General features: G+C 62.0%; 28 protein-coding genes. 15 read left to right on the plus strand and 13 right to left on the minus strand.

What is annotated here, in order from left to right:
- Window positions 1-21: 21 nt before the first annotated feature.
- Genes ACIP8I_RS16615 through ACIP8I_RS16630 form a run of 4 tightly spaced genes read left to right on the plus strand, consistent with a single transcriptional unit; the run spans window position 22 to window position 2,603 of the window.
- Window positions 22-456, plus strand: coding sequence for a DUF4426 domain-containing protein (locus ACIP8I_RS16615; protein WP_329697136.1), 435 nt, complete (start codon window positions 22-24; stop codon window positions 454-456).
- Window positions 453-1,049: an RdgB/HAM1 family non-canonical purine NTP pyrophosphatase gene (gene rdgB / locus ACIP8I_RS16620; protein WP_095186987.1), complete on the plus strand. Its 597-nt coding sequence runs from the start codon at window positions 453-455 to the stop codon at window positions 1,047-1,049. Before ACIP8I_RS16615 ends, rdgB begins: the two co-directional genes overlap by 4 nt.
- The gene (gene hemW / locus ACIP8I_RS16625) at window positions 1,046-2,251 is read left to right on the plus strand and encodes a radical SAM family heme chaperone HemW (protein WP_400762462.1); all 1,206 of its coding nucleotides are present in this window, start codon (window positions 1,046-1,048) and stop codon (window positions 2,249-2,251) included. Before rdgB ends, hemW begins: the two co-directional genes overlap by 4 nt.
- A gap of 28 nt (window positions 2,252-2,279) precedes the next feature.
- A complete protein-coding gene (locus tag ACIP8I_RS16630) occupies window positions 2,280-2,603 on the plus strand; it encodes a DUF3392 domain-containing protein (RefSeq protein ID WP_003229134.1) in 324 nt (107 codons plus the stop codon).
- A 119-nt stretch (window positions 2,604-2,722) separates the two neighbouring features.
- On the opposite strand, the gene trmB is transcribed toward ACIP8I_RS16630, so the two are convergent.
- The 4 genes from trmB to ACIP8I_RS16650 form a co-directional block, all read right to left on the minus strand.
- Window positions 2,723-3,448, minus strand: coding sequence for a tRNA (guanosine(46)-N7)-methyltransferase TrmB (gene trmB / locus ACIP8I_RS16635; protein WP_064589653.1), 726 nt, complete (start codon window positions 3,446-3,448; stop codon window positions 2,723-2,725).
- 9 nt (window positions 3,449-3,457) lie between these two features.
- Entirely contained in the window at window positions 3,458-4,252 is a 795-nt protein-coding gene (locus ACIP8I_RS16640; protein ID WP_007964131.1) for a thiazole synthase, read from the minus strand.
- A gap of 60 nt (window positions 4,253-4,312) precedes the next feature.
- Window positions 4,313-4,513, minus strand: coding sequence for a sulfur carrier protein ThiS (gene thiS / locus ACIP8I_RS16645; protein WP_027610571.1), 201 nt, complete (start codon window positions 4,511-4,513; stop codon window positions 4,313-4,315).
- Between the two features lie 194 nt (window positions 4,514-4,707).
- Entirely contained in the window at window positions 4,708-5,085 is a 378-nt protein-coding gene (locus ACIP8I_RS16650) for a DUF423 domain-containing protein (protein ID WP_400762465.1), read from the minus strand.
- Window positions 5,086-5,159: 74 nt separating this feature from the next.
- Between ACIP8I_RS16650 and mtgA the strand changes: the two genes are divergently transcribed.
- On the plus strand, window positions 5,160-5,882 hold the full coding sequence (gene mtgA / locus ACIP8I_RS16655) for a monofunctional biosynthetic peptidoglycan transglycosylase (protein WP_400762467.1): 723 nt from the start codon (window positions 5,160-5,162) through the stop codon (window positions 5,880-5,882).
- A gap of 177 nt (window positions 5,883-6,059) precedes the next feature.
- Here mtgA and rpoH read toward each other — a convergent pair whose 3' ends face one another.
- The 4 genes from rpoH to ftsY all read right to left on the minus strand — a co-directional run bounded on the left by rpoH (window position 6,060) and on the right by ftsY (window position 10,252).
- Window positions 6,060-6,914, minus strand: coding sequence for an RNA polymerase sigma factor RpoH (gene rpoH / locus ACIP8I_RS16660; RefSeq protein WP_003229146.1), 855 nt, complete (start codon window positions 6,912-6,914; stop codon window positions 6,060-6,062).
- Between the two features lie 115 nt (window positions 6,915-7,029).
- Window positions 7,030-8,055 carry a permease-like cell division protein FtsX gene (gene ftsX, locus ACIP8I_RS16665; RefSeq protein WP_007964135.1) on the minus strand — a complete coding sequence of 342 codons (1,026 nt, stop codon included), beginning with the start codon at window positions 8,053-8,055 and terminating at the stop codon, window positions 7,030-7,032.
- Window positions 8,052-8,723, minus strand: coding sequence for a cell division ATP-binding protein FtsE (ftsE, locus tag ACIP8I_RS16670; protein WP_003229148.1), 672 nt, complete (start codon window positions 8,721-8,723; stop codon window positions 8,052-8,054). Before ftsE ends, ftsX begins: the two co-directional genes overlap by 4 nt.
- Complete coding sequence (gene ftsY / locus ACIP8I_RS16675; RefSeq protein ID WP_400762469.1) at window positions 8,720-10,252, minus strand: signal recognition particle-docking protein FtsY; 1,533 nt, start codon at window positions 10,250-10,252, stop codon at window positions 8,720-8,722. The genes ftsE and ftsY overlap by 4 nt, the downstream gene beginning before the upstream one ends.
- 344 nt (window positions 10,253-10,596) lie before the next feature.
- Here ftsY and ACIP8I_RS16680 point away from each other — a divergent pair, with 344 nt between their 5' ends.
- The 5 genes from ACIP8I_RS16680 (at window position 10,597) to ACIP8I_RS16700 (ending at window position 16,030) form a co-directional block, all read left to right on the plus strand.
- A complete protein-coding gene (locus ACIP8I_RS16680) occupies window positions 10,597-11,952 on the plus strand; it encodes a pitrilysin family protein (protein ID WP_007964140.1) in 1,356 nt (451 codons plus the stop codon).
- Window positions 11,945-13,432 (plus strand): pitrilysin family protein, encoded by a 1,488-nt coding sequence (locus tag ACIP8I_RS16685; protein ID WP_367086086.1) that lies wholly within the window; start codon window positions 11,945-11,947, stop codon window positions 13,430-13,432. Before ACIP8I_RS16680 ends, ACIP8I_RS16685 begins: the two co-directional genes overlap by 8 nt.
- A complete protein-coding gene (gene rsmD, locus ACIP8I_RS16690) occupies window positions 13,432-14,037 on the plus strand; it encodes a 16S rRNA (guanine(966)-N(2))-methyltransferase RsmD (RefSeq protein ID WP_367086087.1) in 606 nt (201 codons plus the stop codon). Before ACIP8I_RS16685 ends, rsmD begins: the two co-directional genes overlap by 1 nt.
- A 158-nt stretch (window positions 14,038-14,195) precedes the next feature.
- Window positions 14,196-15,191: a hydrolase gene (locus ACIP8I_RS16695; RefSeq protein ID WP_400762472.1), complete on the plus strand. Its 996-nt coding sequence runs from the start codon at window positions 14,196-14,198 to the stop codon at window positions 15,189-15,191.
- Window positions 15,188-16,030: an AraC family ligand binding domain-containing protein gene (locus ACIP8I_RS16700; RefSeq protein ID WP_400762513.1), complete on the plus strand. Its 843-nt coding sequence runs from the start codon at window positions 15,188-15,190 to the stop codon at window positions 16,028-16,030. Before ACIP8I_RS16695 ends, ACIP8I_RS16700 begins: the two co-directional genes overlap by 4 nt.
- Window positions 16,031-16,131: 101 nt before the next feature.
- Here the strand turns inward: ACIP8I_RS16700 and ACIP8I_RS16705 are convergent, their stop codons facing one another.
- Together ACIP8I_RS16705 and ACIP8I_RS16710 are read right to left on the minus strand one after the other, a co-directional pair.
- The gene (locus ACIP8I_RS16705; protein ID WP_400762473.1) at window positions 16,132-16,986 is read right to left on the minus strand and encodes a sulfurtransferase; all 855 of its coding nucleotides are present in this window, start codon (window positions 16,984-16,986) and stop codon (window positions 16,132-16,134) included.
- A gap of 31 nt (window positions 16,987-17,017) precedes the next feature.
- The gene (locus ACIP8I_RS16710) at window positions 17,018-17,689 is read right to left on the minus strand and encodes a TetR/AcrR family transcriptional regulator (RefSeq protein WP_007964152.1); all 672 of its coding nucleotides are present in this window, start codon (window positions 17,687-17,689) and stop codon (window positions 17,018-17,020) included.
- A gap of 145 nt (window positions 17,690-17,834) precedes the next feature.
- On the opposite strand from ACIP8I_RS16710, the gene ACIP8I_RS16715 reads away from it, so the two are divergent.
- The 5 genes from ACIP8I_RS16715 (at window position 17,835) to ACIP8I_RS16735 (ending at window position 22,502) form a co-directional block, all read left to right on the plus strand.
- Window positions 17,835-19,265, plus strand: a complete 1,431-nt coding sequence (locus ACIP8I_RS16715) for a coniferyl aldehyde dehydrogenase (protein ID WP_400762475.1) — start codon at window positions 17,835-17,837, stop codon at window positions 19,263-19,265.
- 28 nt (window positions 19,266-19,293) lie between these two features.
- Window positions 19,294-19,839, plus strand: a complete 546-nt coding sequence (locus ACIP8I_RS16720; RefSeq protein WP_400762477.1) for a twin-arginine translocation pathway signal protein — start codon at window positions 19,294-19,296, stop codon at window positions 19,837-19,839.
- Window positions 19,840-19,957: 118 nt separating this feature from the next.
- A complete protein-coding gene (locus tag ACIP8I_RS16725) occupies window positions 19,958-21,553 on the plus strand; it encodes a GMC family oxidoreductase N-terminal domain-containing protein (protein ID WP_400762479.1) in 1,596 nt (531 codons plus the stop codon).
- A 115-nt stretch (window positions 21,554-21,668) separates the two neighbouring features.
- On the plus strand, window positions 21,669-22,148 hold the full coding sequence (gene coaD / locus ACIP8I_RS16730; RefSeq protein ID WP_003229157.1) for a pantetheine-phosphate adenylyltransferase: 480 nt from the start codon (window positions 21,669-21,671) through the stop codon (window positions 22,146-22,148).
- Between the two features lie 102 nt (window positions 22,149-22,250).
- The gene (locus ACIP8I_RS16735; RefSeq protein ID WP_003195146.1) at window positions 22,251-22,502 is read left to right on the plus strand and encodes a YfhL family 4Fe-4S dicluster ferredoxin; all 252 of its coding nucleotides are present in this window, start codon (window positions 22,251-22,253) and stop codon (window positions 22,500-22,502) included.
- Window positions 22,503-22,653: 151 nt separating this feature from the next.
- Here the strand turns inward: ACIP8I_RS16735 and ACIP8I_RS16740 are convergent, their stop codons facing one another.
- The 3 genes from ACIP8I_RS16740 to ACIP8I_RS16750 all read right to left on the minus strand — a co-directional run bounded on the left by ACIP8I_RS16740 (window position 22,654) and on the right by ACIP8I_RS16750 (window position 24,684).
- The gene (locus ACIP8I_RS16740) at window positions 22,654-22,977 is read right to left on the minus strand and encodes a multidrug transporter (RefSeq protein WP_400762481.1); all 324 of its coding nucleotides are present in this window, start codon (window positions 22,975-22,977) and stop codon (window positions 22,654-22,656) included.
- A gap of 69 nt (window positions 22,978-23,046) precedes the next feature.
- A complete protein-coding gene (gene mutM, locus ACIP8I_RS16745; RefSeq protein WP_400762483.1) occupies window positions 23,047-23,859 on the minus strand; it encodes a bifunctional DNA-formamidopyrimidine glycosylase/DNA-(apurinic or apyrimidinic site) lyase in 813 nt (270 codons plus the stop codon).
- Between the two features lie 12 nt (window positions 23,860-23,871).
- A complete protein-coding gene (locus tag ACIP8I_RS16750; RefSeq protein WP_400762515.1) occupies window positions 23,872-24,684 on the minus strand; it encodes an HDOD domain-containing protein in 813 nt (270 codons plus the stop codon).
- Between the last annotated feature and the right edge of the window lie 32 nt (window positions 24,685-24,716).

Here is a 24,716-nt window from a genome sequence, read left to right on the forward strand (position 1 = left end):
GACATTTCGAGGAGAACGATCATGGCTCGTCTAGCCCTGTTGTTACTGACCGCCTGCCTAAGCGCCAGCGCCATGGCAGCGGACGTCATCAAAAGCGAGCGCCAGGAAACCTTCGGCGACGTGACGGTGCACTACAACACCTTCAACTCCACGTATTTGCAGCCGGACATCGCCAAAGCAGCCGAGCTGATCCGCAGCAAGAACCAGGGCGTGATCAACGTCTCGGTGATCAAGGACGGCAAACCGCTGAGCGCCAATGTCACCGGCACGGTCAAGGACCTGACCAGCCAGAGCGTGCCGCTGAACTTCCGACAGGTCACCGAACAGGGCGCGATCTACTACATCGCCCAGTATCCGGTGGAGCAGCAGGAAACCCGCACCTTTGAAATCAAGGTGCAGAACGGCGACAAGATCAACACCATCAACTTCAACCAAGAACTTTTCCCCGGCGAATGATGAACCTCAAGCAGCTCGTACTGGCCAGCCATAACGCCGGCAAACTCAAAGAACTCCAGGCCATGCTCGGCGATTCGGTGCAACTGCGCTCGATCGGCGAATGGAGCAAGGTCGAACCGGAGGAAACCGGTCTGTCGTTCGTCGAGAACGCGATCCTCAAGGCGCGCAATGCCGCGCGAATCTCCGGTCTGCCGGCGCTGGCCGACGATTCCGGTCTGGCGGTGGACTTCCTCGGCGGTGCGCCGGGCATCTACTCGGCGCGTTATGCCGATGGCAAGGGCGATGCGGCGAACAACGCCAAACTGCTCGACGCCCTCAAAGACGTGCCTGAAGCCGAGCGCGGCGCGCAGTTCGTCTGCGTGCTGGCACTGGTGCGGCATGCCGATGATCCGCTGCCGATTCTCTGCGAAGGCCTGTGGCACGGGCGCATCCTGACCGCCGCCAGTGGCGAGCACGGTTTCGGCTACGACCCGCTGTTCTGGGTGCCGGAGCGTGACGTGTCCAGCGCCGAACTGAGCCCGGCCGACAAGAACCAGATCAGCCACCGCGCCCGTGCAATGGATCTGCTGCGCCAGCGTCTGGGCCTGAAATGACCGACAGCCACCTCGCGTCGTCGCTGATCATCGGCGGCGCCGCCTCTTCGCCTCGGGCGCCGCTGCCTACGCTGCCGCCTCTGGCGCTGTACATCCACATTCCGTGGTGTGTGCGCAAATGTCCGTATTGCGATTTCAACTCGCACACCGCCAGCCCGGTGCTGCCAGAAGAGGAATACGTCGACGCGTTGCTGGCCGATCTCGATCAGGACCTGCACGCGGTGTATGGCCGTGAAATCAGTTCGATCTTCTTCGGTGGCGGTACGCCGAGCCTGTTCAGCGCCGAAGCCCTCGGGCGCTTGCTCAAAGGCGTCGAGCAGCGCATCCCGTTTGCGCACGACATCGAGATCACCCTGGAAGCCAACCCCGGCACCTTCGAGCAAGAGAAGTTCGTCGCGTATCGCAAGCTGGGGATCAATCGCTTGTCGATCGGCATCCAGAGCTTCCAGCAGCAGAAACTCGAAGCCCTCGGGCGTATCCATAACGGCGACGAAGCGGTGCGCGCGGCGGGAATGGCGCGTCAGGCCGGGTTCGATAACTTCAACCTCGACCTGATGCACGGCCTGCCCGATCAGTCGCTGGACGATGCCTTGAGCGATCTGCGCCAGGCTATCGAACTGAAACCGACGCACATCTCCTGGTATCAGCTGACGCTGGAGCCGAACACGGTGTTCTGGAACCAGCCGCCGGTGCTGCCGGAAGACGACACGTTGTGGGACATTCAGGAAGCCGGGCAAGCGCTGCTGGCCGCGCATGGTTACGCGCAATACGAAGTCTCGGCCTATGCCCAGCCCGGGCGCCCGGCACGGCATAACCTCAATTACTGGAGTTTCGGCGACTTCATCGGCATCGGCGCCGGCGCCCACGGCAAGCTCAGTCATCCGGACGGGCGCATCGTCCGCACCTGGAAGACACGCCTGCCGAAGGACTATCTCAACCCAGCCAAGAGTTTCCAGGCCGGCGAGAAAGCCCTGACCAACGACGAGATGCCGTTCGAGTTCCTGATGAACGCTTTGCGTCTGACGGCAGGCGTGGAATCCCGCCTGTATCCCGAGCGCACCGGCCTGCCGCTGGAAAGTCTCGCCGAACACCGCCGCGAGGCCGAACAAAGCGGCCTGATGCAGGTCGAACCGTCACGTCTGGCGGCCACCGAGCGCGGACAACTGTTCCTCAACGACTTGCTGCAGAAATTTCTGAGCTGAGCCTGACGGCCGCCCCAAGGAAAACCGCATGGATTTGATACTCGATCTGCTCGCCACCGTGTCCCGCTGGAGCCGCAGCAACCTCTCGGAAATCGCCCTGGCCCTGGTGGGCTGCCTGCTGGTGCTGTTCGGCGCCGACTTCAAAGGCTGGGTCGAGCAACGCCTGGGCAGCATCGCCGGCGCCCTGCGCGTACCGTTGATGGCCCTGCTGTGCGTGATCGGCAGCGGCGCCGCACTGATCTATGCGACGCCGTGGGTGGTCAAGGGCCTGAGCCAGTTCAACAACTACAGCCTGGCACCGGTGTTGTTGGTGGTGCTCGTCCTTATCGGCGTCGTCGCTGACCGCCGCTGATCTTTCGCCACCCCCAAAACAACTGTAGGAGCTGCGGCACGCTGCGATCTTTTGATCTTCAAATCAAGATCAAAAGATCGCAGCGTGCCGCAGCTCCTACATTGGATATTGCGCGGGGCTCAGGACAGTTTTTCGAACTTCAGATCCCACACGCCATGCCCAAGACGTTCGCCGCGGCGTTCGAACTTGGTGATCGGGCGTTCGGCCGGGCGCGGTACGCATTTGCCGTCTTCGGCGAGGTTGCGGTAGCCCGGAGCGACGTTCATCACTTCCAGCATGTACTCGGCGTACGGTTCCCAGTCGGTGGCCATGTGCAGGATGCCGCCAACCTTCAGCTTGCTGCGCACCAGCTCGGCGAAGGACGCCTGAACGATGCGACGCTTGTGGTGACGGCTCTTGTGCCATGGATCCGGGAAGAACAGCATCAGGCGATCGAGGCTGTTGTCGGCGATGCAGCGGTTGAGCACTTCGATCGCGTCGCAATCGTAGACCCGCAGGTTGGTCAGGCCCTGAGTCAGCACACCGTTGAGCAGCGCGCCAACACCCGGACGGTGCACTTCAACACCGATGAAGTCCTGATCCGGTGCCGCCGCGGCCATTTCCAGCAGCGAGTGGCCCATGCCGAAACCGATCTCCAGCGAGCGCGGAGCCGAACGGCCGAACACTTGATCGTAATCCACCGGCGCGTCGGCCAGCGGCAGCACGTACAGCGGCGCGCCCTGATCCAGACCGCGTTGCTGGCCTTCGGTCATGCGCCCGGCGCGCATCACGAAGCTCTTGATGCGGCGGTGTTGGCGCTCGTCGCCCTCTTCCGTCTGGATAGGCGTGTCGTTCGATTCAGTCATCAATGGCTCTTACTTGATCAGACCATCCAGCGGCGAAGAGGCGCTGGCATAGAGTTTTTTCGGCATGCGGCCGGCGAGGTAGGCCAGACGGCCTGCGACGATCGCGTGTTGCATGGCTTGCGCCATCATCACCGGTTGCTGAGCATGGGCGATGGCCGAGTTCATCAGCACCGCGTCACAGCCCAGTTCCATGGCGATGGTGGCGTCGGAGGCGGTACCGACACCGGCATCCACCAGCACCGGAATCTTGGCTTCTTCGAGGATGATCTGCAGGTTGTACGGGTTGCAGATCCCCAGACCGGAACCGATCAGACCGGCCAGCGGCATGACCGCGATGCAGCCGATTTCCGCCAGTTGCCGGGCGATGATCGGGTCATCACTGGTGTAAACCATCACGTCGAAGCCTTCCTTGACCAGCGTTTCGGCGGCCTTGAGGGTTTCGATCACGTTGGGGAACAGGGTTTTCTGGTCGGCCAGCACTTCCAGCTTCACCAGGTTGTGACCATCGAGCAGCTCACGGGCCAGGCGGCAAGTGCGCACAGCCTCGATAGCGTCGTAGCAACCGGCGGTGTTCGGCAGGAAGGTGTAGCGATCCGGCGACAGCACTTCGAGCAGGTTCGGCTCGCCTTCGATCTGTCCGAGGTTGGTACGGCGCACGGCGAAGGTGACGATCTCGGCACCCGAGGCTTCGATGGCCTGGCGGGTTTCTTCCATGTCACGGTACTTGCCGGTACCGACCAGCAAACGCGACTGGTAAGTACGACCGGCCAGGACGAAAGGCTTGTCGCTACGAACGATGCTCATGGGGAATCCTCTTTAGGGGTGAGGGTCTTGCAGAATTCTGTGCCCTTGTGGGCCGGGCGGCTAGCCGCCGCCGATGGCGTGCACCACCTCGACGTTATCGCCGTCGTTGAGAACGGTGTCGGCATGCTGGCTGCGCGGGACGATATCCAGATTGAGTTCGACTGCTACCCGGCGACCGGTCAGGTCCATACGGGCAATCAGGGCCGCAACGGTTTCACCGTCGGGCAGTTCAAGGGATTCGCCGTTCAACTGAATGCGCATGCGCCAGGCCGCCATCATTTTTAGGGGCTGGCATTCTAGCCCGATCACACGGGGTGACCCAAGCCATTCGTCTTGAAAGGCGCCGCCCCGTGAAATGGTCATCCCACTGTAGGAGCTGCCGCAGGCTGCGATCTCTTGATCTTTAAAAGCCAAATCAAAAGATCGCAGCCTGCGGCAGCTCCTACAGGGATCGGTCAGGTCAGTTGCAGGCGCCAGGCGGCGAGGCCCAGGCACAGCCAGCCGACCAGAAACGCCAGACCACCGAACGGGGTGATGATGCCGAGCTTGCTGATGCCGGTGGTGGTCAGCACATACAGGCTCCCGGAGAACAGCAGAATGCCGACAGTGAACGAAATACCCGCCCAGGTCACCAGCCGCCCCTGAATCTGCGTGGCGAGCAGCGCCACACCGAACAGCGCCAGGGTGTGCACCAGTTGATAGGTCACGCCAGTGTGGAAGATCGCCAGATACTCAGGCGTGAGGCGATTTTTCAGGCCATGGGCGGCGAATGCGCCGAGGGCGACACCGGTAAAACCAAAGAAAGCGGCCAGCATCAAAAAGCCACGCAGCATGTGGAACTCCAGTCAGACTCGTTCGGCAGGGTCTGTATAATGGCCCGCTCTATCGGTTCGGCCAAGCCATCTCTATGCTGCGTTCACTTTTGCGTCGTCTCACGAAGGCCCTGCTCTGGTTCGCGGGCGGCAGTGTATTGCTGGTGTTGCTGTTTCGCTTCGTGCCACCGCCGGGCACGGCGCTGATGGTCGAGCGCAAGGTCGAATCCTGGATCGACGGCGAGCCGATTGACCTGCAGCGCACCTGGAAACCGTGGGACGAAATCTCCGACGATCTCAAGGTCGCGGTCATGGCGGGCGAAGACCAGAAGTTTCCCGAGCACTGGGGCTTTGACTTCGGCGCGATCCAGGCGGCATTGGCCCACAACGAATTGGGCGGTTCGATTCGTGGCGCCAGCACCTTGAGTCAGCAAGTGTCGAAGAACCTGTTTCTGTGGTCGGGGCGCAGTTATCTGCGCAAAGGCCTGGAAGCCTGGTTTACCACACTGATCGAGGTGCTGTGGCCCAAGCAGCGGATTCTTGAGGTGTACCTGAACAGCGTCGAGTGGGATGACGGAGTGTTTGGTGCCGAAGCGGCGGCACGGCATCACTTTGGCGTGAGCGCCAAGTCGTTGTCCCGGCAGCAGGCGAGTTATCTGGCGGCGGTGCTGCCTAACCCGCGAGTTTGGAGTGCCAGCCATCCAACGGCCTATGTATCGCGCCGGGCCGGTTGGATTCGGCAGCAGATGAGCCAGTTGGGCGGGACCAGTTATTTGCTGGGGCTGGATGATTCGCGTCGGGCGCCTTGGGCTGAATAACGCTCAAGCCCCCTGTAGGAGTGAGCCTGCTCGCGATAGCGTCATGTCAGTCACAATAAATGTGGCGGAAGACCGCTATCGCGAGCAGGCTCACTCCTACAGGGATTTGTGTTGAAACAGAAATGAAAACGCCCCGATCATCACTGATCGGGGCGTTTTTGTTTGCCGAGGCGCCAGTTAGGCGGCGATCGACAACTTGAGCTTGTTCATCGCGCTCTTCTCGAGCTGACGGATCCGCTCGGCCGATACGTTGTACTTCTGCGCCAGGTCGTGCAGCGTGGCTTTTTCTTCTGCCAGCCAGCGCTGGTAGAGGATGTCGCGGCTACGTTCGTCCAGCACTTCCAGCGCTTCGTGCAGGTTGTGGTTGGAGTTGTCGCTCCAGTCGGCATCTTCCAGCTGACGCGCCGGGTCGTACCGGTGGTCTTCCAGGTAGTTGGCCGGCGACTGGAAAGCACTGTCGTCATCGGCCTCTGCAGCCGGATCGAAGGCCATGTCATGGCCAGTCAGGCGACTTTCCATCTCGCGCACTTCACGTGGTTCAACGCCGAGGCTTTCCGCCACACGGTGGACTTCCTCGTTGTTCAGCCACGCCAGACGTTTCTTCTGGCTGCGCAGGTTGAAGAACAGCTTGCGCTGGGCCTTGGTGGTCGCGACTTTCACAATGCGCCAGTTGCGCAGGATGAACTCGTGAATTTCCGCCTTGATCCAGTGCACGGCGAACGACACCAGACGCACACCCATTTCCGGGTTGAAGCGTTTTACCGCCTTCATCAGGCCGACGTTACCTTCCTGGATCAGGTCAGCCTGAGCCAGACCGTAGCCGGAATAGCTACGGGCAATGTGTACGACAAATCGCAGGTGGGCGAGCACCATCTGCCGAGCCGCCCCCAGATCCTGCTCATAGTAGAGACTCTCGGCCAGTTCACGCTCCTGCTCCGGCGTCAGCAATGGAATGCTGTTGACGGTGTGCACATAGGCTTCCAGGTTCGCACCCGGAACCAACGCGTACGCAGGTTGCAAAGAATTGGTCATGCGAAAAAACCTCCCACTTACATACTCGTGCCTCTCGGCACTGCGAAAAATTGACCGGGAATTCAAGTACAAGTTCCCAAAAAAACCGCAAGGTCAATCACGCGCAAAAAAGATTCTACTTCGGCGCCAGCTCCCTGAGATGACGTGCGACTGCAATCCATGCACCGATATAACCCAACAGCACCGCGCCAAGCAAGAGCGACAGACCGTCGGCAACTGGCACTCCGGCCAGCGCGAAATCACTGCCGTACAAGCCGGCCAGTCCAACCACCGCGTCGTTCAGCCAGTTCAGGCCGAACGCCAGCACACCCCAGGACAGAACCCCCGCACCGAACCCATACAACGCGCCCATATACAGAAAGGGACGACGCACATAGCTGTCGGTGCCGCCGACGAGTTTAATCACTTCTATCTCTGTGCGGCGGTTTTCAATATGAAGACGAATGGTATTGCCTATCACCAAAAGTAATGCAGAAACCAGCAGCACCGTCAGACCGAAGACAAAACGGTCACCGAGCTTGAGGATGGCGGCCAGACGCTCGACCCAGACTAGATCAAGTTGCGCCTGTTGTACCTTCGGCAGCTCGGAAAGTTTTTGTCTTAATGCTTCCAGAGTCGGCTTGTCGACCTCGTTCGGGGTCACCAGCACCACGCCCGGCAGCGGGTTCTCCGGCAGCTCGCGCAGGGCTTCGCCCAGACCGGACTGCTGCTGAAACTCTTCCAGCGCCTGATCACGGCCGACATATTCGGCATCAGCAACGCCGGGCATGCCTTTGATCTGCTCGCGCAACGATTCGCCCTGCGCGGGCGTGGCGTCCAGTTGCAGGTACAGCGAAATCTGCGCCGCACGCTGCCACGAACCGCCGAGACGCTCGACGTTGTTGATCAGCAGCGACAGGCCCATCGGCAGGCTCAGCGCCACGGCCATCACCATGCAGGTGAAGAAGCTGCCGATTGGCTGCTTGCCGAGGCGCCGCAGGCTGTCGAGCAGGCTGGCGCGGTGACTTTCGATCCACGAACGCAACAGCGTGGAAAAGTCCGGGCCGTCGTCATCGTCGTGTTTTTTCTTCTTTGGCGGTTGCGGGTCGGCGGCTTTCGGGGCCACGCGCTCGGATACCTTCGGACTGCGTGTCGCACTCATACGCCGGCCTCCCCGTCGCCGATCAGTCGGCCGCGTTGCAGGGTCAGCATACGGTGCCGCATACGCGCAATCAGGGCCAGGTCGTGACTGGCGATCAGCACGCTGGTGCCCAGCCGGTTGATGTCTTCGAACACGCCCATGATCTCGGCCGCCAGACGCGGGTCGAGGTTACCGGTCGGCTCGTCCGCCAGCAGCAGGGCCGGACGGTGGACGATGGCGCGGGCGATGCCGACGCGCTGTTGCTGACCGGTGGACAGGTCGCCGGGGTACAGATCGGTTTTATCCGACAGCGCCACGCGCTCCAGCGCCGAATCGACGCGCTTGGCGATCTCGGCCTTGGACAGGCCGAGAATCTGCAGCGGCAGCGCGACGTTGTTGAACACCGTGCGATCGAACAGCAACTGGTGATTCTGGAACACCACGCCGATCTGCCGACGCAGGAACGGAATCTGCGCATTGCTGATGGTGCTCAGATCCTGCCCGGCCAGCAGCAGTTTGCCGCTGGTCGGACGCTCCATCGCCAGCAACAGGCGCAACAGCGTGGACTTACCGGCACCGGAGTGGCCGGTGACAAACAGAAATTCGCCACGACGGACTCGAAAGCTCAGCTCATGCAAGCCGACGTGACCGTTCGGGTAGCGTTTACCGACCTGTTCGAAACGAATCATGAACGCTCCCGCTCGGCAAACAGTGCCTGGACAAAGGGTTCGGCTTCAAAGGTACGCAGGTCGTCGATGCCCTCACCGACGCCGATGTAGCGGATCGGCAGACCAAACTGCTTGGCCAGGGCGAAAATCACCCCGCCCTTGGCGGTGCCGTCGAGCTTGGTCAGCGCCAGGCCGGTCAGTTCGACGGTCTGGTTGAATTGCTTGGCCTGGTTGATGGCGTTCTGACCAGTACCGGCGTCGAGCACCAGCAGCACTTCGTGCGGCGCGTCGGCGTCGAGCTTGCCGATCACCCGGCGAACCTTCTTCAGTTCTTCCATCAGGTTGTCTTTGGTGTGCAGACGACCGGCGGTATCGGCGATCAGCACGTCGATGCCACGGGCCTTGGCGGCCTGCACGGCGTCGAAGATCACCGACGCGGAGTCGGCACCAGTGTGCTGGGCGATCACCGGGATCTTGTTGCGCTCGCCCCAGACCTGCAACTGCTCAACGGCAGCGGCGCGGAAGGTGTCGCCGGCGGCGAGCATGACTTTCTTGCCTTCCAGTTGCAGCTTCTTCGCCAGCTTGCCGATGGTGGTGGTCTTGCCGGCGCCGTTGACGCCGACCACCAGAATCACGAACGGTTTGTTCTGCGAGGTGATTTTCAGCGGTTGCTCGACCGGTTTGAGCATCGCCGCCAGCTCGGCCTGCAACGACTTGTACAGCGCGTCGGCGTCGGCCAGTTCCTTGCGGGCGACCTTCTGGGTCAGGCGCTGGATGATCTGCGTGGTGGCTTCGACACCGACGTCGGCGGTCAGCAGACGGGTTTCCAGCTCATCGAGCAAATCGTCATCAATGGTTTTACGGCCGAGAAACAGGCTGGCCATGCCCTCGCCGATGCTGGCGCTGGTTTTCGACAGGCCTTGCTTGAGGCGGGCGAAGAAGCCGACTTTGGTTTCTTCGCTGCGCGGGGCTTCCACTGGCGTTTCAGCAACCACTTCTACCGGCACCACCGGAGCAGCGACGACCGGTGCAGGTGCAGGTGCAGGTGCAGGTGCAGGTGCAGGCTCGGGCTGCTGCACGACCGGCGCAACAGGGGCGACGACCACCGGGGTCACTGGCTCGGGAACAACTGGCGCAGGCTCGACAACCGGCTCAACCACTGGCGCCGGAGCGACTTCAGGGACGAACGCGGCAGGCGCCGGAATCGGCGGTGTCACATGCGGCGCGGCCTCTTCGACCAAGGCCACCGGCTCCTCTGCCACTGGCAGGGTGAGCCATGGCTCGGCCGCCGGAGTCAGTGGCAGCTCGGCCGCCACCGGGGTTTCAGGTTCTGGCTCGGGCTCGACCGGTTGCAGCACCGGCTCGGCAATCGGCAGCACGATCGGCGCCGGCTCTTCTTCTATGGCAGGCGCTGGCGTCGGAGCCGGTTCAGGAATCGCGGGCGGCTGTTCGACGACGGGTTCCTGCGGTTTCTTACGCAGCCATCCGAACAGGCTTTTCTTCTCGCCAGCCGCAGCTGGGGTCTTCTTGTCGTCGTTGGAACCAAACATGGAGGACGGCTATCTCACGGTAGCGACGCGCCATAAGGGCGCCCCGGCAAATAAATATTCGATGCAGAACAGACTGTGTTTCATCCAGCTTGTTCACGCGCAACATTTTGTCGAGGCGCCAGCGGCACCCCAAAGATTCGTATTAACGAAGGACTAAACCGGCAAAATCGGCGAAAAAGCGAAGTCTAGTCGATAAACCGCAGCTTTCTGCCGCCAACCTATACAACCGCATCAGGCCTGAAAACCTGATAGGCGTGGTCGCCGGTAAAACGGATCAGTATCCTAGCACCCTCTCGCCCGCCGACGCTAAGACCAAGCGGGCAGCCCAACAGGTTAAAAAACGAATGAATGCTCTAGCCCGCCGCGCTGCAGGCCTGCTGCTCAGCACAGTCTGCCTGCCCCTTTCGGCCCTGGCGGCCGACCCGCAACCGACCCACGAATTCACCCTCGACAACGGCCTGAAGGTCGTCGTGCGCGAAGACCACCGCGCGCCAGTCGTGGTGTCGCAGGTCTGGTACAAGGTCGGCTCCAGCTACGAAACCCCGGGCCAGACCGGTCTGTCCCACGCGCTCGAGCACATGATGTTCAAGGGCAGCGAGAAAGTCGGCCCCGGCGAAGCCTCACTGATCCTGCGCGACCTGGGCGCCGAAGAGAACGCCTTCACCAGCGACGACTTCACCGCCTATTACCAGGTGCTGGCCCGCGACCGTCTGGGCGTGGCCTTCGAACTGGAAGCCGACCGCATGGCCAACCTGCGCCTGCCGGCTGACGAGTTCGCCAAGGAAATCGAAGTCATCAAGGAAGAGCGTCGCCTGCGCACTGACGATAAGCCGATGTCCAAGGCTTACGAGCGTTACAAGGCGATGGCTTACCCGGCCAGCGGCTACCACACGCCGACCATCGGCTGGATGGCTGACCTGGACCGGATGAAAGTCGAAGAGCTGCGTCACTGGTATCAGTCCTGGTATGTGCCGAATAACGCCACGCTGGTGGTGGTCGGCGACGTCACCCCGGACGAAGTGAAGACCCTCGCCCAGCGCTACTTCGGGCCGATTGCCAAACGCGACGTGCCACCGGCGAAGAAACCGCTGGAGCTGGCCGAGCCGGGTGAGCGCCAGATCACCCTGCACGTGCAGACCCAGCTGCCCAGCCTGATGCTCGGTTTCAACGTGCCCAGCATCGCCACTGCTGAAGACAAGCGCTCGGTCAACGCCCTGCGCCTGATCTCGGCGTTGCTCGACGGCGGCTACAGCGGGCGTATCCCGACGCAACTGGAACGCGGCGAAGAGCTGGTCTCGGGCGGTTCGTCGAGCTACGACGCTTACACCCGGGGCGACAGCCTGTTCACCCTGTCGGCGACGCCGAACACCCAGAAGAAAAAGACCATGGCGCAAGCCGAGGCCGGTCTGTGGAAACTGCTGGAACAGTTGAAAACCACCGCACCGTCCGCCGAAGAACTGGCGCGCGTGCGGGCACAAGTGATCGCCGGCCTGGTGTTCGAACGTGATTCGATCACCAGCCAGGCCACCGCCATCGGCCAACTGGAAACGGTCGGGCTGTCGTGGAAGTTGATGGACACCGAACTCGCCGATCTGGAAAGCGTCACCCCGCAAGACATCCAGAACGCCGCCAAGCTGTATTTCACCCGCGAACGTCTCAGCGTCGCCCATGTCCTGCCACTGGAGACGACTCATGAGTGAGCGCAAATCCCCACGCCTGTTGCTCGGCCTGATCGCCGTGGCGGTCATCGGCTCCGCCGCGTTCTACCTGATGCCCGGTGTCAAAACCGACGCCAGCGAAGCGCTGGATAACGCCAAGACCAGCCAGAAACTGCAATCGCTGGCCGAACTCGACGGCAAGGCCCCGGCCAGCCGCAAGCTCGACGTGCAGACCTGGAACACTGCCGAAGGCGCCAAGGTGCTGTTCGTCGAAGCCCATGAGCTGCCGATGTTCGACATGCGTCTGATCTTCGCCGCCGGCAGCAGCCAGGACGGCAATGCACCGGGTCTGGCAGTCCTGACCAACGCCATGCTCAACGAAGGCGTGGCCGGCAAGGACGTCGGCGCCATCGCCCAAGGCTTCGAAGGCCTCGGTGCAGATTTCGGCAACGGTGCCTACAAGGACATGGCGCTGGCTTCGCTGCGCAGCCTGAGTGCCGCCGAGCAACGTGAGCCGGCGCTGAAGCTGTTCTCCGAAGTGGTGGGCAAACCGACCTTCCCGGCCGATTCCTTTGCGCGCATCAAGAACCAGATGCTCGCCGGTTTCGAATACCAGAAACAGAACCCCGGCAAACTCGCCAGCCTCGAGCTGATGAAGCGTTTGTACGGCGACCACCCGTATGCGCATTCCAGCGACGGCAACCCGCAGAGCGTGCCGAAGATCACACTGGCGCAACTACGTGAATTCCACGCCAAGGCCTACGCCGCGGGCAACGTGGTGATCGCGCTGGTCGGTGACTTGTCTCGCGCCGAAGCCGAGGCGATTGCCAATCAGGTCTCCGGCGCCCTGCCTAAAGGCCCGGCGCTGGCGAAGATCGCCCAGCCGCAGGAACCGAAGGCCAGCGTCAATCACATCGAGTTCCCGTCGAAGCAGACCAACCTGTTGCTCGCGCAACTGGGCATCGACCGTGACGACCCGGATTACGCGGCGCTGTCGATGGGCAACCAGATCCTCGGTGGCGGCGGTTTCGGCACGCGTCTGATGAGCGAAGTGCGCGAAAAGCGCGGCCTGACCTACGGGGTGTATTCGGGGTTCAGCCCGATGCAGGCCCGCGGCCCGTTCATGATCAACCTGCAGACCCGCGCGGAAATGAGCGAAGGCACCCTGAAACTGGTGCAGGACGTGCTCGCCGATTATCTGAAGACCGGCCCGACCCAGAAAGAACTCGACGACGCCAAACGCGAGCTGGCCGGCAGCTTCCCGCTGTCCACCGCGAGCAACGCCGATATCGTCGGTCAACTGGGCGCCATGGGCTTCTATAATCTGCCGCTGAGCTATCTGGATGACTTCATGCGTCAGTCCCAGAGCCTGACTGTCGAGCAGGTCAAAGACGCGATGAACAAACACCTGAGCACGGACAAACTGGTCATCGTCAGCGCTGGCCCGACCGTGCCGCAAAAGCCGTTACCGGCCCCATCTGATAAACCTGCCGAGCAACCGCTCGGGGTTCCGGAGCATTAATGGCTACTCGTCCTAAAAAACCTGCGCAGAACGTTCACAACGGTGTGAACCAGTTGCGCATCATCGGCGGCGAATGGCGCAGCCGCAAACTGAGCTTCCCCGATGCACCGGGCCTGCGCCCGACGCCGGATCGCGTGCGCGAAACCCTGTTCAACTGGCTCGCGCCGTATGTGGCCGGGGCCAAGGTGCTGGACCCGTTCGCCGGCAGTGGCGCGCTGTTTCTCGAGGCACTGTCGCGTGGCGCGGCCATGGGTCAGGCGCTGGATGCCAGCCACGTTGCGGTGTCGAGCCTGAAAGAACACCTGGGTACCCTGCGCTGCACCAATGGTCAGGTGCAGACCGCTGACGCGCTGCGCTATCTGGAAACCCAGGTCGCCACGCCGTACGACCTGGTGTTCCTCGATCCGCCGTTCAACCAGAACCTGTTGCCGGCCGTTTGCACGCTGCTGGAAGAGCGCCAATGGCTCGCGCCGGATTCGTGGATCTACACTGAAAGCGAGACCGCGCCCTCGACGCTGGGCCTGCCGGGCAACTGGCGCCTGCACCGCGAACAGAAATCCGGGCGGGTGTACTACGCGTTGTGGCAACGTATGGCCGTTAACTGAACGTATTGAACAACCCTGTGGCGAGGGAGCTTGCTCCCGCTGGGTCGCGTAGCGGCCCCTGTTTCAAAAGTGAGGCCTGCTGCGCAGTCAAGCGGGAGCAAGCTCCCTCGCCACAAAAGCGTATGTACTCTGCCCACAAAGCTGCATCGAGAACCATCGTGCCCGCTTCATCAGAACGCTTCACCCCCGCCTTCGGCCTCGGCAATCCGCACCTGCAAACCTTGTGGGGGCCACTGTGGCGCAAAACCGTCCACCTTGATCGCGAGCGCGAACGCCTGTGGCTGGACGACGGGGATTTCCTCGACCTCGACTGGCACGGCCCGCACAGCGCCGAGGCGCCGCTAGTGCTGGTATTGCACGGGCTGACCGGTTCTTCCAATTCGCCCTACGTCGCCGGAATTCAGGCAGCACTCGCCGCGCAAGGCTGGGCCAGTGTCGCGCTGAACTGGCGCGGCTGCTCCGGCGAACCCAATCTGTTGCCGCGCAGTTACCACTCCGGCGCCAGCGAAGACCTCGCCGAAGCCATCAGACACCTGCGCGCCAAGCGGCCACTGGCGCCGCTGTATGCGGTGGGCTATTCCCTGGGCGGCAATGTGTTGCTCAAGCATCTGGGCGAGACCGGCAGCGAAAGCGGCGTGCTCGGGGCCGTGGTGGTGTCGGTGCCGTTTCGCCTTGATCAGTGTGCCGATCGGATCGGCCAGGGTTTCTCCAAGGTCTATCAGGCGCACTTCATGCGCGAGATGGTCGCCTACATCAAGAACAAGCAACGCCAGTTCCAGCACGACGGACGAGAGGATGGCCTGGCGGCTCTGGCGGCGCTCGGTTCGCTGGAGAATATGCGCACTTTCTGGGACTTCGATGGCCGGATCACCGCGCCGCTGCACGGTTTTACCGATGCCGAGGATTACTATCGGCGGGCGTCGAGTCGCTATTTTCTCGGCGAGATTCGTACCCCGACCCTGATCATTCAGGCAGCGGACGATCCGTTCGTGTTTCCCCACAGCCTGCCGACCGCCGAGGAACTGTCCACCAGCACCCAGTTCGAGTTGCAGGCCAAGGGTGGGCATGTCGGGTTTGTCGATGGCACATTCCGCCAACCCGGTTACTACCTGGAACGGCGCATCCCGCAATGGCTGGCCCGTGTGACGTCATGAGCGATCAGGGCGAGTCGATCCGCTTCTGGCAAACCGCGCCGCTGGCCGGGGTCGAGTTGCTGTCGGCGCGCTACATCGAGCATCGCTTCGCCCCACACGTTCACGACGGTTATGTGATCGGCATGATCATGGCCGGCGCGCAGCGTTATCGCTATCGCGGCGCCGAACACCTGGCCGGCAGCGGCACCCTGGTGCTGATCAACCCGGACGAATTGCACACCGGCCACAAGGGCACCGAAGACGGCTGGCTGTACCGGGCGTTTTATCCCGATACCGGACAGATCGTTTCCCTGCTCGAAGAACTGGAACTGCCTACCGCACCGATGCCGGCGTTTGGCGCGACGCTGTACCGCGACCCGGATCTGGTCAACGGTTTCTGTCAGTTGCATCGTTTGCTGGAAAGCCCGGCCACCGCCCTGCAACAGCAGACGATGTGGCGCGAAATGATGCTGCTGCTGTTGCAGCGCCATGCGGCGGTGCAGATCAATGGCAAACCGGGCAAGGAGCACCGCGCGGTGGTGATGGCCAGGGAGCTGCTGCACGCGCAACTCGCGGCGCCGCCATCGCTGGAAGAACTTGCGGCCGCGGTGAATCTGTCGCCCTTCCACTTCGCCCGGGTATTCCGCCGCGCCACCGGCATGCCGCCGCACACCTGGCTGATGCAGCAACGCATCGCCACCGCCCGGGGTTTATTGCAGGGTGGTTGTCTGCCGGTGGAAGTCGCCATGCAGTTGGGCTTTGCCGATCAGAGTCATCTGAGCCGGCAGTTCAAGCAGGTTTACGGGGTTGGGCCAGCGGCGTACCGCAGTGCCCGACGACCCCCTTCAAACACCGAATAACCCTTGTAGGAGTGAGCCTGCTCGCGATGGCGGCTGATCAGGCAACATTGATGTCGACAGACACAACGCTAACGCGAGCAGGCTCACTCCTACAGTCGGGATTACTCGCCCGTGGCTATGCCCCGGGAAGGCTCGTTGATCCACTCACTCCACGACCCGGCATACAGCGAACCCAGCGGATACCCCGCCAGGCACAACGCAAACAGGTTGTGACACGCCGTCACCCCGGAGCCGCAATAAGCCACCAGTTCCGTTGGCGAACGATCACCTAGTTTCGCGGCAAAGCGCTGCTTGAGCTGCTCCGCCGGCAGGAAGCGTCCGTCGCTGTCGAGGTTTTCGGTAAACGCTGCGCATTGTGCACCGGGAATGTGCCCGCCGATCGGATCGATCGGCTCGACCTCACCCTTGAAGCGCGGCAAGGCCCGGGCGTCGAGCAACGTCAGCGACGGCTGAGCAAGGCGCTTGTGCAATTGTTCGGCGCTCAGCAGCAGTTTCATGTCCGGCTGACCACTGAAATTGCCCCGGCTGACCGACGGTGCATCCAGGCTCAGCGGCAGACCCGCCGCGTGCCAGGCCTTGAGCCCACCGTCGAGAATGAACACGCCATCGCGCTTGCCCAGCCACGCCAGCAGCCACCAGGCCCGGGCCGCATAGGCACCGGGGCCGTCGTCGTACAAAACCACATCGCTGTCGGCATTGATGCCCCAGGCCTGCAGACGCTCGATCAACGCCGCCGGCTCAGGCAGCGGGTGACGTCCGGTGACGCCTTTGATCACCTTGCCGCTGAGATCGCGCTCAAGGTCGGCGAAGCTGGAACCGGCGATGTGTCCTTCGGCATAGCTGCGCTGCCCGTAGTCCGGGTCTTCGAGGGCAAAACGACAATCGAGAATCACCAGCCCCGGCTGCTCCTTGCGGGCATCCAGTGCATTCGGGCTGAGCAGTTGCGCAATCGGCATAACGGACTCCTGTGAGCGACTTCGAAATGGTTTACCGCCCTTCCTCGAGGGCCTGGGCCAGCGGCACGTAGAACTCGTCGAACAAGGCATTCACCTCTTCGCGGGCCTGATCGGTGACGAATCCGGCTTCCAGCACCAGCACCTGATACACGCCACGCTTGATGGCCTGTTCGCTGAGGTGGTTGGAGTTTTCCCGGGTGGTGCACAGAAAACGCACCCACGAGGTGAGGATGATCCAGGCATTGATCGTCAGGGATTCGATCTGCACCCGGTCCATCTTGAGGATGCCGGCGGCGACGAAGCCCTCGTAGATCGCCATGCCCTGGATCACGCAGCGCTGGGAGAAACGCCGGTAGCGCGCGGCCAGGTCCGGGTCGCTGTCGAGCAGGTGCTCGAGATCGCGATGCAGAAAGCGGTAGCCCCACATCGCCGACAGCAACTCCTTGAGGTAATAGCGCTTGTCTTCGACCGTGGCGGCGCGCCCCTGCGGCGGGCGCAGAAAGCTGTCCACAAGGCTCTCGTACTCACTGAACAGCACGGCGATGATCGCCTGCTTGTTGGGGAAGTGGTAGTACAGGTTGCCCGGAGAAATCTCCATGTGCGCGGCAATGTGATTGGTGCTGATGCTGCGCTCGCCCTGCTGATTGAACAGTTCGAGGCTGTTCTGCACGATGCGCTCGCTGGTTTTTATTCGTGGGGCCATGGCTTGAGCTTTAATTCAGAGTGCGGTGAGGGGCATCTTACGACCTAAGCGGAACTTGATAAAACAAAGCTGTGTCGGGAAGTCATTTGACTTTCTAGAGCATAGACTCTAGAAAGTCATCACTACAATAAATCCGGAGCCGACGATGACTGCCGACATTGCTTATCTGCAAACGCTGCAACAGCCCCTGGAAGAGCTGGATCGACGGTTCGCAGCACAACGCGCCGCCTATGCCGCCAACCCGATGCCAGCGGCAGAACAACGCCAACAGTGGCTCAAGGCGTTGCGTGAGTTGCTCAGCAACGAGCGGCAGGCGCTGGTCGATGCCATCAGCGCGGATTTCAGTCATCGCAGCGCTGATGAAACCCTGCTTGCCGAGCTGATGCCCAGTCTGCACGGCATCCATTACGCCAGCCGCCACCTCAAGGGCTGGATGAAGTCGTCGCGACGCAAAGTCGGCATGGCCTTTCAGCCAGCGTCGGCGAAAGTCGTGTACCAGCCGCTTGGCGTGGTCGGCATCATCGTCCCGTGGAACTACCCGTTGTATCTGGCCATCGGCCCACTGGTCGGCGCACTCGCGGCGGGCAACCGGGTGATGCTCAAGCTCAGCGAATCGACACCCGCCACCGGCCAGTTGCTCAAGACTCTGCTGGGGCGGATTTTCCCCGAAGACCTGGTCTGCGTGGTGCTCGGCGAGGCCGACATCGGCGTGGCGTTTTCCCGTCTGCGCTTTGATCACCTGCTGTTCACCGGCGCCACCAGCATCGGCAAACACGTGATGCGCGCCGCAGCGGAAAACCTGACCCCGGTGACCCTCGAACTGGGCGGCAAGTCCCCGGCCATCGTTTCCCGCGACGTGCCGCTCAAGGACGCCGCCGAACGCATCGCCTTCGGCAAGACCCTGAATGCCGGGCAGACCTGCGTTGCCCCCGATTACGTGCTGGTGCCGCAAGACCGCGTCGGTGCGTTCGTCGAAGCCTATCGCCAGGTAGTGAACAATTTCTATCCAACCCTCGCCGACAACCCGGACTACACCGCGATCATCAACGAGCGCCAACTGGCCCGGCTCAATGGTTATATCAGCGACGCCACGAGCAAGGGCGCGCTGCTGATCCCGCTGTTCGAACAGGGCCAGGGCCGGCGCATGCCGCACAGCCTGCTGCTCAACGTCACTGACGAGATGACCGTGATGCAGGACGAAATCTTCGGCCCGTTGCTGCCGATCGTGCCGTATCAGGATCTCGATCAGGCGTTTGCCTACATCAATCAACGCCCGCGACCTCTGGCGCTTTACTACTTTGGCTACGACAAGCGCGAGCAAAACCGCGTGTTGCACGAAACCCACTCCGGCGGCGTGTGCCTGAACGACACCCTGCTGCATGTGGCGCAGGACGACATGCCGTTCGGCGGCATCGGCCCGTCGGGCATGGGCCACTATCACGGCCACGAAGGTTTCCTGACTTTCAGCAAGGCCAAGGGCGTGCTGATCAAACAGCGCTTCAATGCCGCGAAGCTGATCTACCCGCCTTACGGCAAATCGATCCAGAAACTGATCCAGAAGCTGTTCATCCGCTAATCGTCGTCACCGCCGGGTAATAACAACAATGCACCCAAGCCTGACCGAAACACCTGCCCTGTCACGCCGTGGCCTGCTGAAATTCAGCCTCGGCGCCACAGCATTTCTCGCCACCGCCGGCCTCGGCGCCAGCCTCAGTGGTTGTTCATCGAGTGTCGCGGCCAATGGCTTCGTCACCCTGCGCGACGGCGACCTGCTGTTTCTGCGCGCACTGATTCCGGTGATGCTCGAAGGCGCCGTGGCGAGCGAAAAAATGCCCGGCGCCGTCGATGGCACCCTCAAGTCGCTGGATTACAGCCTCGATCACCTGTCGCCAGAGATGCTCAAACTCACCCGGCAATTGTTCGATGTGCTCGGCATGGCGGTCACCCGCGGGCCGCTCACGGGCATTTGGGGCAGTTGGGAAAACGCCAGCCCCGAGGCGATGCGCAACTTCCTCGAGCGCTGGCAGAACAGTTCATTGAGCCTGCTGCGCATGGGCCACAGCTCATTGCAGCAAATGGTGATGATGGCCTGGTACACCCGCGCCGAGTCCTGGGCGCATTGCGGCTATCCCGGCCCGCCCACGGTCTGAAATCGAGTCGCGCCGTTCGCGAGCAAGCTCGCTCCCACAAGGGAATGCATTTCAATGTGGGAGCGAGCTTGCTCGCGAAAGGACCCGCAAGAACAACAAGAACAAGAGAACCTGATCAATGCCCGTACCCGACCCGTTCCGCGAAGGCCTTGCCCGTGGCTGGAAAACCTACAACGGCGCACAACTGAGCGATGACCTGACGCTGCAAGCCGACGTGGCAATCATCGGCAGCGGTGCCGGTGGCGGCACCACCGCAGAAATCCTCAGCGCCGCCGGCTACAAGGTGCTGCTGATCGAGGAAGGCCCGCTCAAGACCAGCTCCGACTTCAAGATGCTCGAAGACCAGGCCTACAGCAGCCTCTATCAGGAAGGCATCGGCCGCATGAGCAAGGACGGCGCGATCACCATCCTCCAGGGCCGCGCCGTGGGCGGCACCACGCTGATCAACTGGACATCGAGCTTCCGCACACCCGAGCCGACCCTCGAACACTGGGCGAAAGAGCACAACGTCAAAGGCCACAGCCCTGCCGAGATGGCGCCATGGTTCGAAAAAATGGAGCAGCGTCTGGGCGTCGCGCCGTGGATGGTTCCGCCCAATGCCAACAACGACGTAATCCGCAAAGGCTGTGAACAACTCGGCTACAGCTGGCACGTGATCCCGCGCAACGTGCGCGGCTGCTGGAACCTCGGTTACTGCGGCATGGGCTGCCCGACCAACGCCAAGCAGTCGATGATGGTCACGACCATCCCGGCGACCCTGGAAAAGGGCGGCGAGTTGCTGTACTTGGCCCGCGCGGAAAAACTGCTGATCAGCGGCGACAAGATCACCGGCCTGCAATGCGTGGCGATGGACGAACGTTGCGTCGCGCCGACCGGACGCAAAATCACGATCAAGGCGCGGCATTACGTGCTGGCCGGTGGTGGCATCAACAGTCCTGCCCTGTTGCTGCGCTCGGATGCACCGGATCCGAACCAGCGCCTGGGCAAGCGTACCTTCCTGCATCTGGTGAACATGTCCGCCGGGCGTTTCGACGAAGTGATCAACCCGTTCTACGGCGCGCCGCAGTCGATCTATTCGGATTATTTCCAGTGGAAGGACGGCACCAGCGGCCCAATGGGCTACAAACTCGAAGTGCCGCCGCTGCACCCGGCGCTGGCGGCAACGCTCCTGGGTGGATTCGGCCAGCAGAACGCCGAACACATGGCTGACCTGCCGCACACCCACGCGATGCTGGCGCTGCTGCGCGACGGTTTTCATCCGGACAGCCCCGGTGGCAATGTCGAGTTGCGCGGCGATGGCTCGCCGGTGCTCGACTACCAGGTCTCGCCTTACGCCTGGGAAGGCCTGCGCCGCGCCTTTCACAGCATGGCCGAGATCCAGTTTGCCGGCGGCGCCAAAGCCGTGATGCCGATGCACGCCGATGCGCGCTACGTGAAAACCCTGGCCGAAGCCCGCACGCTGATCAACGGTCTGAGCCTTGAGCTGTATCGCACGCGCCTGGGCAGTGCTCACGTGATGGGCGGTTGTGCGATGGGCGAAGACCCGAAAAGCGCGGTCACCGACAGCCTCGGTCGGCATCATCAACTGAGCAATCTGTCGATTCACGATGGCTCGCTGTTCCCCACCAGCATTGGCGCCAACCCGCAATTGTCGGTGTATGGCCTGACAGCGCAATTGGCGACATCTCTCGCCGATCGACTGAGAAATCCGTGAAAAAACCGGTTTATCGCGGCGTCTATAGTGCTTTCTTACCCAACAGGCGACTTGGCCGACCGGGACGGCTGCGATACCATCCGACTCCCCAACGGACTCCCGCCAGGACGACGCGATGAACCGAGTGTTGTACCCAGGTACCTTCGACCCTATTACCAAGGGCCATGGCGATCTGGTCGAACGCGCCTCGCGCCTGTTCGATCACGTGATCATTGCGGTCGCCGCCAGCCCGAAGAAAAACCCGCTGTTCCCGCTGGAACAACGGGTTGAACTGGCTCGCGAGGTCACCAAACACCTGCCGAACGTGGAAGTGGTCGGCTTCTCGACGCTGCTGGCGCATTTCGCCAAGGAGCAGAACGCCAACGTGTTCCTGCGTGGCCTGCGTGCGGTGTCGGACTTCGAATACGAATTCCAGCTGGCCAACATGAACCGCCAACTGGCCCCGGATGTGGAGAGCCTGTTTCTCACCCCGTCCGAGCGTTATTCGTTCATTTCCTCGACACTGGTGCGGGAAATCGCCGCGCTGGGCGGCGATATCAGCAAGTTCGTGCACCCGGCTGTGGCCGATGCCCTGACCCTGCGCTTCAAGAAGTAATGACCGTTCAAACGGCGCCCGCGTGCACTGCGGGCGCCAATGCGGCACAATTGCGCGCATTGATTTATAGCGCCCGGGCCTGCCGCCCCGGCTGGAGTTAGCATGTCCCTGATCATCACCGACGATTGCATCAACTGCGACGTCTGCGAACCCGAGTGCCCGAACGCCGCCATTTCCCAAGGCGAAGAGATCTACGTGATCGACCCGAACCTGTGCACCCAGTGCGTCGGCCACTACGACGAACCGCAGTGCCAGCAGGTCTGCCCGGTGGATTGCATTCCACTGGACGAGGCGCATCCAGAGACTGAAGAACAGTTGATGGAGAAGTACCGCAAGATCACCGGCAAGGCCTGAGTTCTTCAGCGCCTGTTCCGACGCCATCGCGGGCAAGCCCGCTCCCACAGGGTTGTGTGGTGATACACAAATCGTGTGAACACCGAAATCCTTGTGGGAGCGGGCTTGCCCGCGATGAGGCCATCAATAACACCACTGATCTCGGATCAGCTCACTCACGCTGCTCAAACCCCTCCCCCGTACACCCCAGACACCGCACAAACGCCGCTTTCGCTGGATCCACCACCAACGCCTGCCCCGCATCGCCGACCCCGCCACCCAGCGCGGTGAACGGCAATGACACCACAAACACCCCCGCACCCAGCACCGTTGCCACCACCAATAAAGGTCGGGCAATCAGCAAATCGCCGATCATGGCGTAGGCGGGAGGGTTCTGGATGGTGTAGCGCGGATCACCGCTGCCGTGCTCCGCGGCCTGAACGGCCAGGCTGGAACACAGCAACATTGTGACAAACAGGACTTGCAAGGACTTCATGGCACGATCCTTCGGGCTGAACAGTGAGACCACTCACTATAGACCGTAGGACTTTTTCAGATTTTTGCCTCAGGTCTGGCAGCGCGGACAGAACACACTGGCCCGTTGCCCCAGCTTCACTTCCCGCAGACCGTTGCCGCAGACTTTGCAGTGCTCGCCGCCACGGCCATAAACGAACAGCTCCTGCTGGAAGTACCCCGGCTGCCCGTCGCCACCAATGAAATCCCGCAACGTGGTGCCGCCGCGCTCGATGGCTGCAGCGAGAATCCGTTTGATCTCGATCGCCAGCTTCAGATACCGCGCCCGGGAGATGCTCTTGGCCTCACGGCGTGGATCGATGCCCGCGGCGAACAACGCTTCGGTCGCGTAAATGTTGCCGACACCCACCACCACCGCGTTGTCCATGATGAACGGCTTGACCGCCATCGAACGCCCACGCGACAGCTGGAACAGCCGCTCGCCGTCGAACAGATCGGTCAACGGCTCCGGCCCGAGGCGAATCAGCAACTCGTGATTGAGCGGATCGTTGCTCCACAGCATCGCGCCGAAACGGCGCGGATCGGTGTAGCGCAACGCCAGACCGGATTCCAGCTCGATATCGACGTGCTCATGCTTGAGCGCCGGCAACCCGACTTCGACCAGCCGCAAGTTGCCCGACATGCCCAGATGGCTGATCAAAGTGCCGACTTCGGCATTGATCAACAGGTACTTGGCGCGCCGCTCGACCAGCACGATGCGCTGCCCGGACAGGCGCACATCGAGGTCTTCGGGGATCGGCCAGCGCAGCCGGCGATCCCGCACGATCACCCGGCTGACGCGCTGGCCTTCCAGGTGCGGAGCAATGCCCCGGCGGGTGGTTTCGACTTCCGGCAATTCAGGCATGGCGTTCTCGAATCAATGCGCGCCGAGGTCGCGGATCGTCTGTTTGAGGGTTTCGAAATCGTAGTCCGACAGACCGACGTAATCGAGAATAAGCGGGCCGATGCTGTTCCACTCGTGGTCTTCGGTCTGATTGCCCAATACCCGGTAAGACGCACAGATGTGCTCGGCCATCTTCAGGATCGCCAGCAGATTTTTCATCTGGCTGTTGCGCGAGGACTCGTCGCTGAAGATCGCCAGCGCATTGTGGTGATTGGCGATCGCCGTGCTGACGTGTTCCGGCAGGCGCCACGACTTGGCGGTGTAGTAGCCGACCACGGCGTGATTGGTATTGAACTCGGCGTTCTCGGTGTCCACCACCCGGCATTCGGTGCCGGCGTTGGCGTAAGCCTTTTCCAGTACCGACATGTAATTGGGGAAGCGCTGCAGCATCAATGGCACGCCGCAGTCGTGGAACAGACCCAAGGCGTAGGCTTCATCGCCAGCCTGGGTGCCGATGCGCTTGGCCAGGGTCAGACAGGTCATCGCCACGTCCTGGGCGGTGTCCCAGAAACGGTTGAGGGTGACGATGGTGTCGTCGTTCATCTCGCCCTTGATCGACTGCGCGTTGATCAGGTTGATGATCGAGCGGCTGCCCAGCAGGTTCACCGCGCGCTGGATCGAAGTGATCTTGTTGCTCAGGCCGTAATACGGCGAGTTGACGATTTTCAGCAGAGAACCGGACAGGCCGGGATCCTGGGCGATCAGCTTGGCGATCACCTCCAGGTCCGGGTCGGGCATGTACTGCTCCATCTGCAGATCCACCATGATCTGCGGCTGCGCGGGCACGCTGATGCCCTGCAGGGATTGTTGAATCTGTT

This window comes from Pseudomonas sp. NPDC088414, from assembly GCF_044753325.1.
In the GTDB taxonomy this organism is placed as follows: Bacteria; Pseudomonadota; Gammaproteobacteria; order Pseudomonadales; family Pseudomonadaceae; genus Aquipseudomonas.

Bases quoted from the DNA above. Each gene is read 5' to 3' on its own strand.
- ACIP8I_RS16615 (WP_329697136.1), top strand. From the start codon at position 22: ATGGCTCGTCTAGCCCTGTTGTTACTGACCGCCTGCCTAAGCGCCAGC.
- rdgB (WP_095186987.1), top strand. From the start codon at position 453: ATGATGAACCTCAAGCAGCTCGTACTGGCCAGCCATAACGCCGGCAAA.
- hemW (WP_400762462.1), top strand. From the start codon at position 1,046: ATGACCGACAGCCACCTCGCGTCGTCGCTGATCATCGGCGGCGCCGCC.
- ACIP8I_RS16630 (WP_003229134.1), top strand. From the start codon at position 2,280: ATGGATTTGATACTCGATCTGCTCGCCACCGTGTCCCGCTGGAGCCGC.
- trmB (WP_064589653.1), bottom strand. From the start codon at position 3,448: ATGACTGAATCGAACGACACGCCTATCCAGACGGAAGAGGGCGACGAG.
- ACIP8I_RS16640 (WP_007964131.1), bottom strand. From the start codon at position 4,252: ATGAGCATCGTTCGTAGCGACAAGCCTTTCGTCCTGGCCGGTCGTACT.
- thiS (WP_027610571.1), bottom strand. From the start codon at position 4,513: ATGCGCATTCAGTTGAACGGCGAATCCCTTGAACTGCCCGACGGTGAA.
- ACIP8I_RS16650 (WP_400762465.1), bottom strand. From the start codon at position 5,085: ATGCTGCGTGGCTTTTTGATGCTGGCCGCTTTCTTTGGTTTTACCGGT.
- mtgA (WP_400762467.1), top strand. From the start codon at position 5,160: ATGCTGCGTTCACTTTTGCGTCGTCTCACGAAGGCCCTGCTCTGGTTC.
- rpoH (WP_003229146.1), bottom strand. From the start codon at position 6,914: ATGACCAATTCTTTGCAACCTGCGTACGCGTTGGTTCCGGGTGCGAAC.
- ftsX (WP_007964135.1), bottom strand. From the start codon at position 8,055: ATGAGTGCGACACGCAGTCCGAAGGTATCCGAGCGCGTGGCCCCGAAA.
- ftsE (WP_003229148.1), bottom strand. From the start codon at position 8,723: ATGATTCGTTTCGAACAGGTCGGTAAACGCTACCCGAACGGTCACGTC.
- ftsY (WP_400762469.1), bottom strand. From the start codon at position 10,252: ATGTTTGGTTCCAACGACGACAAGAAGACCCCAGCTGCGGCTGGCGAG.
- ACIP8I_RS16680 (WP_007964140.1), top strand. From the start codon at position 10,597: ATGAATGCTCTAGCCCGCCGCGCTGCAGGCCTGCTGCTCAGCACAGTC.
- ACIP8I_RS16685 (WP_367086086.1), top strand. From the start codon at position 11,945: ATGAGTGAGCGCAAATCCCCACGCCTGTTGCTCGGCCTGATCGCCGTG.
- rsmD (WP_367086087.1), top strand. From the start codon at position 13,432: ATGGCTACTCGTCCTAAAAAACCTGCGCAGAACGTTCACAACGGTGTG.
- ACIP8I_RS16700 (WP_400762513.1), top strand. From the start codon at position 15,188: ATGAGCGATCAGGGCGAGTCGATCCGCTTCTGGCAAACCGCGCCGCTG.
- ACIP8I_RS16705 (WP_400762473.1), bottom strand. From the start codon at position 16,986: ATGCCGATTGCGCAACTGCTCAGCCCGAATGCACTGGATGCCCGCAAG.
- ACIP8I_RS16710 (WP_007964152.1), bottom strand. From the start codon at position 17,689: ATGGCCCCACGAATAAAAACCAGCGAGCGCATCGTGCAGAACAGCCTC.
- ACIP8I_RS16715 (WP_400762475.1), top strand. From the start codon at position 17,835: ATGACTGCCGACATTGCTTATCTGCAAACGCTGCAACAGCCCCTGGAA.
- ACIP8I_RS16720 (WP_400762477.1), top strand. From the start codon at position 19,294: ATGCACCCAAGCCTGACCGAAACACCTGCCCTGTCACGCCGTGGCCTG.
- ACIP8I_RS16725 (WP_400762479.1), top strand. From the start codon at position 19,958: ATGCCCGTACCCGACCCGTTCCGCGAAGGCCTTGCCCGTGGCTGGAAA.
- coaD (WP_003229157.1), top strand. From the start codon at position 21,669: ATGAACCGAGTGTTGTACCCAGGTACCTTCGACCCTATTACCAAGGGC.
- ACIP8I_RS16735 (WP_003195146.1), top strand. From the start codon at position 22,251: ATGTCCCTGATCATCACCGACGATTGCATCAACTGCGACGTCTGCGAA.
- ACIP8I_RS16740 (WP_400762481.1), bottom strand. From the start codon at position 22,977: ATGAAGTCCTTGCAAGTCCTGTTTGTCACAATGTTGCTGTGTTCCAGC.
- mutM (WP_400762483.1), bottom strand. From the start codon at position 23,859: ATGCCTGAATTGCCGGAAGTCGAAACCACCCGCCGGGGCATTGCTCCG.